The sequence below is a fragment of the Glutamicibacter sp. BW77 genome, assembly GCF_002332285.1.
Taxonomy (GTDB): domain Bacteria; phylum Actinomycetota; class Actinomycetes; order Actinomycetales; family Micrococcaceae; genus Glutamicibacter; species Glutamicibacter bergerei.
The window spans coordinates 1-12,809 of sequence record NZ_NRGT01000073.1; the positions used below are offsets into that span (position 1 = coordinate 1).

The following is a 12,809-nucleotide window of genomic DNA, read 5'->3' on the forward strand; positions in this document are numbered from 1 at the left end:
CACGGACATTTTGGAGGGAAAGGGGGGTTCGTGACAACAATGTCTGCCTGCTTAAGCAGGTCGATGCTTTCAGAGCTGCGAAAGTCTCCGTCACCTTTGAGTGGTTTAACGCCGATTTCCTTGGGGTCAGGAACCAAGTTCCCGTTCTTGTCTCCCTCGTACTCAAGGTACACAGCTTGTTCAGCGTCATTCTGGCTGAACAGATCCGTCTCTTGGCTCTTATAACAAGTGGCTATGAGTTTTTTGAGCTGCAACTTCTCGAAGTTGTAGCTGAAGTAATGGAAGAAATTGCTGACCCGTGGATCATCGCAGTTGAGATAGACAACTTTCCCTTTGAAGTGCTTCTTATAGTGGCGCATCTCGTTCTCAATGTCGCGAGCTGCGTATAAAATTCATCTTCTTTGGCCGCTCTAGCTGCGCTCAGACTACTGTTCTTCGCCAAGATCGTAATTCGCTTCCTCATAATGGCCCGCTGCTAATCAGGCAACTGTACTGATTCTATCGAGAACTATCGAATGCTTCGGCTGGTAAAGGTTACTGCGGCAATAAGTACCCAGAAGGGCGCGACGATCGCTCTTGGTGTTCCAGCTGGCGTAACGGGCGTACTTGCCGTACTACTGAGTGCTACGGCTCTGCAAACAAGGATTTCTTCGAGGGGCCGATGAAGCGTCATTAACGATCGTTATCGAATCAATCTGCGCTTTGGTTGGTTCGGCTTTCTGCCTTAGCTATATAGCGCTGCACCGTGGACGGTGAGAGGTCTACTACTGCGGCAATCGCCCTTATGCTCATGCCTCGGTCTCGCAGGTAAAGAACAGACTCATTTTTAGATCCCTTTGAAAGCACAGATGGCGCTAACCAAAACAGATCATCGACGCATTTTCTCCATCCAACCGGCCCTGAACCATACAGGGGCCACCAAGCCATAGACGAATAGATCCGCCAAATCTGATCTTCAAGATACTTTTCCGAAGAAAGAACTTGATCAATGAACGCCTGGGCATCCTTCGGAGTAGCTGCTTCCAATCGCATGAGATTCGTCCTGTTCATCTAGAAATGTGGGCACGCCCATTTATTTGCCAGGTTCATTTTATTCTTCCCGCTGATCTGCATAAAGTTTCTGAACGCTGTTATCAAGCGATCCCATCAAAAGCAGCTCTGCAGAATTTTTTCTGGAAAGACGGTCCTAGCGGATCTGTTGAAGCGTCACGGAAAGCTTGCATTGGCTCGGGCTGTAGGACTTTGTGCTTGTCCATCTGATAGGCCGCTTCTCGCGCTACGTCACTGCGCGCGTTCAAAAACTAGATCTGGTCATCTACAGATGAATGATCCCAATAACGGTCGTTTTTGTAACGAACAGCTAACCCCGGCGACACGCCGGAGTTTTTCATTTCAGAAACGAATTTCAAATCAGGAATAACCGTGTACCCCCTTCGCGGTTCCTTATAAAGGTTTCAAAGAGTGGCGTAGCTTGTTCATGACAGGTTCGGACGTCTCACGGCACCCGGTAGCTAGCTTCACAGCAGAAAGGCGATGCTACATGGTTCAGCTGCTAAATGTCGGTGGAAGATGCAATCCTGGTATGAGTAAAACTATTGCATCAGTGAAATGGGGAAAATTATGTCTCTGATTGGACATCAAGAACGCTTGCCAGATGGGCAACTGACATTGGCTGATTTGTGGCCTGAAGAGAAAACCAAGATTGTTATTGCCGGCCTCAATCCGGCTCCGCCCAGTGTGGCTGCAGGCCACTATTACCAGGGACGCAACGGCAAGCAGATGCTGAGCCGAGTTGCCTCGGCCATGTTCGATCCGGAGTGCCTTCAGGGCGAGCATTTGGATGATGCGTTGGTGGCCATGGGTATCGGATTCACTGATTTAGTGAAAGCCCCGACTGTGGGGGAGAAAGATGTTAGCGAGCGGCAACTTGTGGAGTCCTTGCCGGAGTTAGAGCAGAAGCTTGCAGAGCGGGATGTGCGTTTGGTGATCAGCATTTATCGTCATGCGGGTTTGCGGCTCTTAGGGCGGAAGAAGTTGAAGCGCCCTGGATTACAAGATGAGCTGACCAATTGGGGCGCGCGGGTGTTCATCACGCCGAACCCTTATGGCTCTGTAGAGCAGACCCGTCCTGTGTATGAGCAGTTGGGGCATGAAGTTTATGGGATCCAGACTGAGCCGGTCTTCCAACGGAGGTTGCCTACGGACTGGGTCGATTTTTATGAGACTGTGTACAAGGTGGCTAAATTCAGTTCAATGAGCTTGGATGAAATCACGTTGAGCATGTATGACGATGAAGTGAAGGCGAAGTTGGGTGTTTTGCCGACTCCGCCCTGGCGCTTGAACAAGTAGGGTTCTACTCTGCCTTGTCGCCGAATTATTTCGGCTTCTCAATCTTTGTTTTCGCTGTGTTTCTCGCTGTCTTCTCTTGAAGAAGATGCCACAGATTTCGAGCGCATTGGACTGGATGGTTCATAGCGAGTGCTCGGTAAAGTCTGCCTATCGAAGCTTCTTGATTCGGCGGTAGAGCGTCGCACGGGACATGCCCATGTCCTTGGCGACTTGGGTTGCTGGCTCTCCGGCTTGGATGAGTTTTGCGGCGGTGCGGATCTGGGATTCGGTGAAGGTGGGGCGCCGGCCTCCCAGGTCGCCACCGGTGGTACGGCGTTTGGTGACGGAGTCGGTGATCCGTTCGCGTTTGATCTCCAGTTCCATTTGGGCGAGGGCTGCCATGACGGTGAAGACCATGGCGCCCATGGGCGTTTTGGTATCCACGTCGCCGCCGCCGAGGTTGAGTACCCGTAACCCGATATTGCGTTCTCGGAGCTCCTGGGCGAGTTCAAGCATCTTCTGGGTGGAGCGCCCGAGCCGGTCCAAGGTGGTGATCACGAGGGTGTCATCCGGATGCAGTGCTTCGAGCGCTTTATCCAGTCCGGGTCGTTTGGCGAGTGCTCCGGATTGGCCGTGGTCGGTGTAGAGATCATCGCGACGGATGCCGGCGGCGAGCAGGTCTTGGATTTGGCGGTCGGCGTCTTGCGCTTTGGTGGATACGCGGGCGTATCCGATCAATTTCGTCATCGGTCCTTCAAAAGTGTCTCGCAACTAATGGTGCAGACACTATTCTATGACATCAGTTGCGACACATAGTTGCGAGAATTTAGGATCGGTGATTTTTCAAGGATTTTCAGCCGGGGGAGTGAAGGGTGATGAGACGTCTCGCAACCTATGGGTTGCAAGACAATGCGCTAGTCGTCTTTCCTTCTAAAATACGGATCCTTATCTGAATTGCAGGCCCACCCAATGGAAAGGAGGGTATCTCGCTATTCTGCAGCGGTCGGTGGTTTTCTTCTGGCATCCGCATCTCTGGTTGTTTCAAACCATGCCCGTCCGTGCTGGTAGCGGATGGCATGCCCTCCTAGACCTGCAGGTCTTAGATCGATCCGGTCAACGACTCCACTTAATGGCGGTAAGGGGCGCTCCCACTGTGATTCGTTTATCTGCGGATCGCGCTCCTCAACGAAGTAACCTGTGTCGGGTTGGATTTCTGCTGTGTCATTAGCGAAGTGCGCTGGCAACCCGATAAAGGAATTGCCCACATAGCCAATGAGTAAAGTTCTATCTACTTCCGCCTGCGTGGATATTGGCAACAGGGAATCTTCGTCCCAGAGCCAAGTATTAGTGGCTTTGGAACGAAATTGTTCGGGAGTAAGCGAATTGATCTGATCGATCCCGTGAACCGGGCAGTAAACGGATGCCGTAATGCTGGTGTCCCCGTATAGGTCCACTTCATCAGGGTTAGCGCGTATAAAATCGTTGGTACAGGTGCACGAAGTTAATGAACGAGCGTGATCAAAAGGCACCATGCCAGCGTCTTCGGAAAGCGATGACCATAGTCCCTCAACCGGGCCACCGACGATCGGGACATGCCACACCATGTTGCCTACGCGTCTGCGAGCTAGGAACCTCCACCCGTAACGGTGCCACTGGGCCAGTGCCAGAATACTCACGGCTGCTGCAGCTGTTCCCAGATAGTCGGATAACGCCAGGTCTTCGAGTTCTTGAAGTGTGCGTCCTACTACAGTAGGTAGTGCCATGGCAGTAGCCAACCAGAAGAAGGTTGCTATCGAGCTTAAAGTCGCCGCCCAGGAGAGGCTGCGCTTTTTGAGGCGTTTCAGTGACATCTGTGCATCCGGGCCTAGCTCAAGACTGGCGCCGGTGCTGGACTCAGTGGCGAGATTCCGGACGGCGTGAATTTGTCGGAGGGAGAATTTTGTCTGGACCAGCCACCAAAGTGCCGCGGCGATGGCCCCGGCCCACCAGATAGCGGAATTTTCGGTGGTGTCGAGTGAATACGGTATTGCCGCATAGAGCAAAATGATGGGTGCCATGGCAACAGCCAGACGTCCAAAAAACCAGCCGGTAAGAGAAAAGAATAAGGCAACAAGGGTGGCGGAGAACCCGAACATGTCCACAATTTGGTAGGTGTGTTGCCAGTATTCTGCGGGAGGATCTTCCCAAGCTCGGGCCTCGATGAATGAGGTAACAGTTGTTATCAGGACGATCGCACAAGCAATAAGCATTTGTCGCCACGGGCGAGGGCACAGTGGAAGCGCGTCCCATCCCCTGGTGTCGGGTCTGATCAAGAAGTAATTTTCATTCATTTTGCAACCAAGGCGTTCATAAAATCATTCTCGCACTGCAACGAGGAAGAGACCTTCCAGCGTGCCCATTCCCGATGGTCCCTACCTTCTGGTCCGATAGTAGGCGGCAACGGATCTGCGTCTGAGTCTTTGGGTGGAGAAGGGCAGATCGATCAGACGACTAGTAGAACATTGCTTGCAAGAGGTATATCCAATTTCTCTAGAGACGCGAAGTACCAGTTCGATAACGATTCAGGTATCCCATATCGGTGCTCCGAATCTAAAGTAGAGTACATCGAAAGCCGAAAAATACAGCCTTCACTAGGGCTGAATACGTCTAAAGAATTCAAGGAGAAGCAAATCTATGAAACCGGTAAGCAGGATCGGAATGGGCGCATTGAGTGGAGCTTTCGTTTTTTCGATAGCCATAACACCAGTTTGGGCAACGTCTCTTGGGGGAGCGGCCAGTGAGAAAATTTCTTCCATGGACCTGACCTTAGAAGAAACTGAAGATGCTCTTGTGTATGCGAGGGACACAGGGGTGAGCGTCGAGCGTGCCGAGAAAGAGATGACGGGGCAAGAGGATTTCGCTGTTCTGGTTGACGAGATGAGAGAAAAGTACACATCTGATTTCGTGGATGCCGAATGGAAAAGCTCCTCGCCTGAAATAATTCTCAAAACCGGAGCTCCAAAGACCGCTATTGATCTGGGAACCGAACTGGCTGATGTCATCATTCTGGATGCTCCGAATGAGGTGGAACGACTGAAAGCGACAGAAACCGTCCACAAGAGCGCACAAAACCTAGATGGTATGGAAAATGTAGTCACATATGCCGACATATCGGGAGAAATTTCGGTCTTAGCCCAAATCGAAGCATCGTCGAAAAAAAGCCTAAGAAGCCTATCGAATAGTTCTGATGTTCAGAATTCTCTTAATGAGGAAGTCCCGAAGGAGTTTCCGGTAACGGTATCTTTCGTGACGGACAATATCGGCGAGGTCGAGATTAGGGGTGGCCGTGCCTACGGAAACAAGCACTGCACTGCTGCGTTTTCTCTAACTCTTGCAGGGTATGCGGCTGTTTCTACAGCCGAGCATTGCAGTAACAACGTAACCAGATATGACGGTGCTGATGTACAGAAGTATAAATCGTTGGCAAGGGCTAAAGGCGATGCGCGCATTGTGCGAGCAAAGACTAAGACCTACAAAGCAACAAACACATTTCGCTTTGACAATAGTCGAGACCGTATAGCAACCGGAGCTTCTAATCCTGTTAACGGCTCAGCTATTTGCAAATATGGAATCACCACGGGGTATAACTGCAGCAAAGTGTACAAGTCAGGGATCTGTTCTTCGGGATATTGCAATCTCCATGCAGCAGAAAAGTACATCAGCAAAGCCGGAGATAGCGGTGGACCCTGGTTCTCAGGAAGCGTGGCCAAGGGTATTCACCATGGCGTAGCAACTATCGACGGTAAGAGTCGAAGCCTCTTTACGCGTATAGGTGTCGTCAAGGATATGGGCGGAACGGTCAAGGTGAAATGACTCCTCGCCACCTAGTAAAAGTTATAGCCGGTATTCTTCTCCTAAGCTCGCTGACTGCCTGTAGCAGTTCTGATGAAATTGGCCCGAAAACCCGCTTAGGTACTTACTCGAACCCTCAGTCATCTTTAGACGTGATTCTCCAAGGAAAATTAGAACTTGATGGAGATCGATGTGTTATTTTGTCGACTGATCAGGGCAGCTATCTCGCATTATTTCCTGATGGATCGGTTGCCAGGGCACGAGGTATCGACGTTAGAAGCCATGGCATGATCGAGTTCGGGGAGTCATTCGATTATTCCGGACGTGAAGTGACTTCATCTTCGGAATCGGTTCAGATACCCGAAGGATGTATTCATGAAAAGGCATGGATGATCCAACTAATCAAAGACTGAAGTGTTAGCGGAAAGGTAGAGCTTAATTCTACCTTTTTCGTCTGAAATGTCTTTTAGATATGTTAGCGATCCCCAGCAAGAAAGGGCATCGTTGACTCGTTCAGTTGTATTTTTCGTTTTCGATCCACCCGCCAGACTGTATCGATCTCGTTGTCGAGAGCGATGAGGCTAACACCAAGTTTGGTCAAACGGTACCGCTATTCTGGCAACGTCGATCTGCAATGCTGAAGTGAACTGACCGATATGTGTAATTGGCGTAGCTCTTCGGCATAATCCGTTAAATTAGAAACATGCATTTTGGTAACCATTCCGATGCTTCTCAGGGCTTGATTGAAGAGATTTTCCGTTCAGATGCTGATATTGAAACGGTGATGAGGTATATGGATTGTCTTTCCACCTATATATTGCGGGACGGTTCAATAGAGCCAATAGTAGTTACGAACTGAAAATGAGGCCTCCCACCGGCACCGGAACTAACTGGGTAGCTACCGATGAGTTACCGTGGCTGGAAGGGTTCCTTCATAGAACTTTTCTCTGTGGAGCATAGAAATGGGGCTTATCAAGTGTCATGGTATGTCCCGTAAGGAGGATAGCGAAACGACTATCGGTTTTACTCACTAGACAATCCATAATTCTGAATATTCCCACGGGTGCTATGCGGTTTTGAAGTGCTGCATTTCCATCAGCTTTTATTCAGTGCTCGATATACGGTGCTACGGCTGACTCCAAGAACCTCACCAATTTGAGTCACTGTCATATCTCGTTGCTCATAGAGCCTTTTGGCAGTGTGCAACTTGTCGGGGGATAGGGATGCTGGGCGGCCTCCAGTGCGGCCGCGGGCACGAGCTGCTTGTAGCCCGGCATTGGTGCGTTCGCGGATGAGATCACGTTCGAACTCAGAGAGGGACGCGAAGATGTTGAACACGAGCCGTCCACCGGAGGAACTGCTATATCAATGCTCTCCTGCAGGGATTTGAATTCGATCCCTCGTTGCTGCAACGCATCCATATGGTCAATCAGATGCCTGATGGAGCGTCCGAGACGGTCCAGGCGCCAGACCACCAGAGTGTCGCCGGGTCAGATCTGGTCCAGGAGCTTATCGAGCTCGGGGCGTGACTCGAGCGCTCCGGATGCGGTGTCGGTGAAGACTCGATAGCAGCCTGCTGCACTGAGTGCATCGAGTTGAAGTTGTGCGTCTTGATCCGTGGTGGAGACTCTGGCGTATCCGAGGAGGTGTCCCATGCCTCTAAATGTATCAATACTCGTGGAGCGGTCACTGTTTCGACGCATAGTTTGTGGCACGGGGTTTTGCGACTAGATGACCTTGAAAATCTGTTGAATTTTCAACTGTCGAGACTTTTTCCTCAAGCATCACGTCGCGTGTGTCAAAAATGACCGTTTTTGGCGTCCGTATAAGGCCCCTTCACCGGGCATTTTCTCGGGTGGGGTATATGGGAATCTGAAATCGTTGAAAACTCGGAGTTTCGAAAACTTAACAAGCCAACGGATCGAGTGTCCCGTATGGCGACCGGCTTACGGGACAGGTCGAGAATTCCTGCATGATTACCCTCGAACGGGATAGGTTGTGAGCATGAGTGCAGAAAAAATCAAGGCAACTCTCATTGATCCTCGATACGTCAGTCAGGAAAATCCAGATCCCGTGTATCGGGTAGATTTCTGGGACGAAAACCGTGCCTGTTACGAGAACCGCATTGAAAACGCAAAAAGCATCGTTGATGTCCTCGCATGGGCAGAAGCAAACCGCTACGGCCGCTATGCCGTGATCTGGGTTGAGTACATCTATGAAGGCGGAATCGGCATGGCTCGTCTCCACGGGTGGGAACCAACAGAGGCGGGCTCGCCTTCTGCCAGTGACCCCTATTTCCGGCAGTAATCAGGCACAGACTGCAGAATACGGAGAACAAAACGCGTTCCATGCCATGCCGCTATGCATTCCTCTGCTGAGAGGGCACCTAATGTTATTCAGCGCTGCGATCCGAACGTCAACTGTTAATAACCCTCGCAGGTTTAACCGGCATTGGGATTGTTTCCGAGTAAACGTATAAGAGATGCTTTTCGCGGAGTACCGAGCGGTTTCTCGGGCTCGGAGCCCATTTCTGCGAACAGTTCGAAGGGCCGTCCATTCGCATGCTCCTCCACCCAACGGAGTGCCTCTGATACGTCCTGCACTTCAACCAGTACAAAAGCATCTAAGTTCCAGCTATACCCAGGACGAGGTTGTTCCCAAAAATTGACTCGGTAACAGGGCGAATCATCCGAGTCGCGTGGTTCCGCGTGAACTGTTTCTATGGCGCGCATGGGACCAATATACAAGCATGCACTAGTACGTTACTGGGAAATACTGTCGCCCTAGTTACCTTCGACTATCAGAGTCGGAAACAGCGTCCCAGCTGAGGTTCCTCTTACGGGCGTTCCTCTCGGGGACCGGCTTGCGGGTGCCACGGTAATGCGAAGAGGGCGACGAGGTGGTCTTCTGTTTGACCTCATATGGACTCCCGTGTTTATATATCAATCATGGATATATCGTTTATGGATGCATTCCCCGCGGAGTGTCGTAATGGGACGTAATTCTGGCTATCAGAGTGGAGACCTTGTCGACACTGCACTGCACGTCCTGCTCGCACTGGTCCACCCGCGCCATGGTTATGCCGTGATGCATTTCCTCGAACAGGAGAGCGAGGGGGCCATCACACTCGGGCCTGCCTCGCTCTACACGACGCTCAAGAAGCTTGCCGTCGCCGGCCTCATCAAGGAACTCGAGGGTGACGAGTCGCGTCGGACTTACCACCTAACCGCGAAGGGTCACGAGGTCCTCGTCCGCAATATCGAACGTCGCCGCCAGTTGCTGGTCATGGCGGATCACATCATGGAGGAAGCATGAGCACCACTAACAAGATGAGCAACGGTCTGGCGGTCAGCCCCGAGAAGGACCTGGCTATGTTCGCGGACATGGCAGGTCAGGGAAAACACCTGAACGGTATCGCGAAGCTGGGTCACGGATGGAGCTTCGTCGATGGGGTCCCCGAAGAGGCGGTCTTCGACCTCGCTTACGAAAGCAACGCATCGTCGGAGTACTTCGACATCTTCCAGGCGGCTGGCTGGGAGCTCGTGATCTCGATGGGAGACGTGCACATCTTTAAAGCAGTACCGGGAACGGCTCCGATCCACACCAACGCCGAGTCACGACGAGACGAACTTACCCGAAATCGAGATCGCTACCTTCGCTACAGCGTCATCGCGCTGATTGCCTTCCTGCTTGTCGGTTTGGGAGTTCGCGTGGCCTCATGGAATGAATGGCTAGAACTGTCTTTGCTGATGGTGTTCGCATTTCCCGTCGTCTACACCGTCGTTCCGCTGGTCGGTTACTGGAGTCATTTGAATAAGCTAAATCGCTCAAGCTGATCACCTAGGTTAGATTGATCATCGCGGTCAGAAAATGGACCTCATAGCAACACGGGAGAAACAGCGGTCGATACTCTAACCACATTTTTGGTGTGACTGTCCCGTAGAGCCTTCCCGGAGCGTGAACCACCCCCGTGACTACTCGGGGATATCGCTGAGCTGACTCTCGATACGATCCAGCCGTCCGGTGATGTTGCGCAAGTGCTCCACGATGAGGTTATTCGATCCATCGATCGCCGCTGCTGTCTCTTGCCGTGCTCTAGTGACGGTGCGAACCACCCAGACGGTGAGAATGACGAAGGTCGCGAGCGGTAGAACCGCAGCGAGAATAATGAGGAATACGGCGGAGGCAAGCGTCATGATGGTTCTTCTTCCTGTCGTTGATGAACGATGTGATCGATTAGGTCCGGGGTGATTTCAAAAGCGAACTGCGTGACCCAGTAATGCTTCTTCAGCCGGTTCTCTCCGGTCTGCTCCAAGTCGCTCTCGACGAGCCCGGCGGCTTCCAATCGGTTTAGATGCTGATATAGCAGCGGGCGAGACATCCTCAGCCGCCGGGCTAGTTCGCTGACGTGAGTTGGCTCCGATTTCAGTGAGGCGATGATTCGTAAACGGGGTGCACTTCCGAGAGCGCTGAGCGTCTGAGCGAGTAGTTCTGCATCCATCTCATCTCCCGACTGTTAGCAAACTATATCATATGTAACAATATGCTTACAGGGTGAATTGCGCAAGTAAGGGGCCGGGGAGGAACGCCCAGAAATGCACCCTGTGCCGGGCTGATCACTAAGCCTGTAATCGACCTGCAAATGTCTGTTCCAGATGTCGAAGATAATCTGACTCAGCGATCCGCAACACACTCCCCTTATCAAAGCTCGCAGTCCTGGGGTAGAACAGAAACTTGATACTGCAAACGAGCGTCGCTTACGTTGGACGGCTAGCTCAAAACGCACATACTCATGATCGATCCAACGCGACGGTTCATGGCGACCAATCACATTAGCGACAGCGTTAGACCACTGTCCCAGTGAGCGTTCCTCATACGGACGGCACGACGCAGATTGGGGGACTTCGGAAAGGTATGGATGACTCTGGGGGGCCGACACCCGTCATTGGTATTTTAGCTAAATTTCTTAAGTTTCCACTCGGGTCCGTAGCTGCTCTTTGGTGAAGTTGATACCGGCACGGGAGAGCAACTGCATGCGTAATCCGTCGATGTTCCAGCTCACCCATCGGGCGAACTTGCGTGATCGGCTCAACGCGAGGGAGAAGTGGGTGTAGTCGATGACGGGAGAGTCGTCGAGCTGCACTAGATCTTCGGCAATCTCGGAGTTGGCGGTGGGGAGGTCAAAGGCCGTGGTGCAGGTGAAATCCCGCGGACTCACTGGACAATTCTTTCTACCGACTCATGGATGGCACGTGCGATTTTCTGGATTCGGCATTAAACATGGAAGCATCCTGCAAAGACCGCGGGATGCTTCCATGCGAAAGAGTCTGTTGAGACATGAACAATCATAGCCACTGTCGTTGCAGATGAGGTCTCTCCCTCATGGGGATTCAGCAATCCTGGACGGCTCCGACGATATCAACCATCACCAGCACCGCGACAGAAACCTCAGCCGTGTGATGCAGACGATCAGAATAATCAGGGGTTTGACCTCAGACTTTTCTCTATAGTTCGGTTACTCTCGCTATTTCATCAAACTTGATGGTGACTGACTCCGCTGATCCATCACTTATCATCAGATCGGCTGTCTTCTCAAACGAATTCCAGCGTGCCGTCACTTGGACAGCACCGACAGATTCCAAAGCCACTGTCCCAGACCCGTTGGAAGATGGAATGCTCACTTCATGGCCGTTGACCGTTACTGAAAGGTTCGCAGGAACTTTTACGGTAAAACAATCATTTTTTGCACAAACATCCATGACGGCATCCACAGATAGTGACTGGGATGTATCTGAAGTTGAGCAACCAGCTGCGATCAGAGCAAATGATGCAAGGGCTAATCCCTTTGCCCAGGTGCGTCCTAGCATCGGTAAGACCCGGCTTGGCTTGATTTCTGCCATAGATTTGAGCTCGTATTCCATGAGATTCCGATTGAAGACTTACCTATACTAAAACCGGTCAGCTTTGTAGAGTTCCAAGAATGCCCATATTTCGCAAAAGCTTGAAGGCATTTAGTTGAACTCGTGGTTAGCGTATAGGTCAAAGTTCCTTTATATGTAGGACTGTGTCCGTAAAGCGCGGCGTAGCCCCAATCCTGGAACGCCCAACCCGCACCATATTGATTGTTGGTTTCCAGCCATCCAGTTTTCTCACACTTGTTATAGCTGTTGCACCCCACAAAGGAAACACCCTTGTTGGTGACGGCGCGGTTGAACGTAATTGCTAGCCCGTCGGGTCCACCGATCTGAGATTTGCCGCGTGGACACTCGGAAAAGGGTGCATTCTTCCAATTGTATCGAGCATACGCATAAATCTTTGTCCCAGATTTTACAATTTGGGGGCGAGAAATATTTATGTCACCTGCACTCGACGAAGGCTTGTTAACACGGCACCCGTGGTTGGGTCCCTTTAAGCAGTCCAGCAGCTATGCGATAGCTAACTGATTCTCTCTAACCCACTCATCCGGCGGTGTCCTTTGGGTGGTCATGTCGTGTTTTTCCTAGTCTCTTTCTATAAATTGGCTAGGGGTCTTACACAATCCACCTGACAGGCTCCATAGCCGGGAATTACTCGGCTATCAGGACTGGGATGTGAGGATCAACGCGGGGGAGCCGAACTGCTCTTACCCCGATGGATTTTCTAGCGCTCCG

General features: G+C 51.5%; 13 protein-coding genes and 1 pseudogene. 6 read left to right on the top strand and 8 right to left on the bottom strand.

Features of this window, described 5'->3' with window-relative positions:
• Positions 1-389 (top strand): hypothetical protein (locus tag CIK74_RS19070; RefSeq protein ID WP_240520536.1); only part of this gene is annotated, 389 nt, incomplete at its 5' end.
• A 301-nt stretch (positions 390-690) separates the two neighbouring features.
• Here CIK74_RS19070 and CIK74_RS12340 read toward each other — a convergent pair.
• A complete protein-coding gene (locus CIK74_RS12340; protein WP_170947867.1) occupies positions 691-1,032 on the bottom strand; it encodes a helix-turn-helix domain-containing protein in 342 nt (113 codons plus the stop codon).
• Between the two features lie 588 nt (positions 1,033-1,620).
• Between CIK74_RS12340 and CIK74_RS12345 the strand changes: the two genes are divergently transcribed.
• On the top strand, positions 1,621-2,349 hold the full coding sequence (locus tag CIK74_RS12345) for a uracil-DNA glycosylase family protein (protein ID WP_096256773.1): 729 nt from the start codon (positions 1,621-1,623) through the stop codon (positions 2,347-2,349).
• 147 nt (positions 2,350-2,496) lie between these two features.
• On the opposite strand, the gene CIK74_RS12350 is transcribed toward CIK74_RS12345, so the two are convergent.
• Positions 2,497-3,075: a recombinase family protein gene (locus CIK74_RS12350; protein WP_096256517.1), complete on the bottom strand. Its 579-nt coding sequence runs from the start codon at positions 3,073-3,075 to the stop codon at positions 2,497-2,499.
• 242 nt (positions 3,076-3,317) lie between these two features.
• Positions 3,318-4,658, bottom strand: coding sequence for a hypothetical protein (locus CIK74_RS12355; protein ID WP_096256518.1), 1,341 nt, complete (start codon positions 4,656-4,658; stop codon positions 3,318-3,320).
• Between the two features lie 367 nt (positions 4,659-5,025).
• Here CIK74_RS12355 and CIK74_RS12360 point away from each other — a divergent pair, with 367 nt between their 5' ends.
• Positions 5,026-6,180, top strand: coding sequence for a S1 family peptidase (locus CIK74_RS12360; protein ID WP_205738283.1), 1,155 nt, complete (start codon positions 5,026-5,028; stop codon positions 6,178-6,180).
• Positions 6,181-7,254: 1,074 nt separating this feature from the next.
• Here the strand turns inward: CIK74_RS12360 and CIK74_RS12365 are convergent.
• A pseudogene (locus CIK74_RS12365) lies at positions 7,255-7,814 on the bottom strand (recombinase family protein).
• Between the two features lie 349 nt (positions 7,815-8,163).
• Between CIK74_RS12365 and CIK74_RS12370 the strand changes: the two are divergent.
• The 3 genes from CIK74_RS12370 to CIK74_RS12385 all read left to right on the top strand — a co-directional run bounded on the left by CIK74_RS12370 (position 8,164) and on the right by CIK74_RS12385 (position 9,995).
• Positions 8,164-8,466, top strand: coding sequence for a hypothetical protein (locus CIK74_RS12370; protein ID WP_013350241.1), 303 nt, complete (start codon positions 8,164-8,166; stop codon positions 8,464-8,466).
• A 684-nt stretch (positions 8,467-9,150) separates the two neighbouring features.
• Entirely contained in the window at positions 9,151-9,474 is a 324-nt protein-coding gene (locus CIK74_RS12380) for a PadR family transcriptional regulator (protein WP_096256521.1), read from the top strand.
• Positions 9,471-9,995 (top strand): DUF2812 domain-containing protein, encoded by a 525-nt coding sequence (locus CIK74_RS12385; RefSeq protein ID WP_096256522.1) that lies wholly within the window; start codon positions 9,471-9,473, stop codon positions 9,993-9,995. Before CIK74_RS12380 ends, CIK74_RS12385 begins: the two co-directional genes overlap by 4 nt.
• A 138-nt stretch (positions 9,996-10,133) precedes the next feature.
• Here the strand turns inward: CIK74_RS12385 and CIK74_RS12390 are convergent, their stop codons facing one another.
• The 4 genes from CIK74_RS12390 to CIK74_RS12405 form a co-directional block, all read right to left on the bottom strand.
• Positions 10,134-10,355: a hypothetical protein gene (locus CIK74_RS12390; protein WP_074493741.1), complete on the bottom strand. Its 222-nt coding sequence runs from the start codon at positions 10,353-10,355 to the stop codon at positions 10,134-10,136.
• Positions 10,352-10,660 (bottom strand): winged helix-turn-helix domain-containing protein, encoded by a 309-nt coding sequence (locus CIK74_RS12395; RefSeq protein WP_074493743.1) that lies wholly within the window; start codon positions 10,658-10,660, stop codon positions 10,352-10,354. The genes CIK74_RS12390 and CIK74_RS12395 overlap by 4 nt, the downstream gene beginning before the upstream one ends.
• A 465-nt stretch (positions 10,661-11,125) precedes the next feature.
• The gene (locus tag CIK74_RS12400; protein WP_041649099.1) at positions 11,126-11,377 is read right to left on the bottom strand and encodes a hypothetical protein; all 252 of its coding nucleotides are present in this window, start codon (positions 11,375-11,377) and stop codon (positions 11,126-11,128) included.
• A 286-nt stretch (positions 11,378-11,663) separates the two neighbouring features.
• The gene (locus CIK74_RS12405; RefSeq protein ID WP_013350275.1) at positions 11,664-12,059 is read right to left on the bottom strand and encodes a hypothetical protein; all 396 of its coding nucleotides are present in this window, start codon (positions 12,057-12,059) and stop codon (positions 11,664-11,666) included.
• Positions 12,060-12,809: the final 750 nt, after the last annotated feature.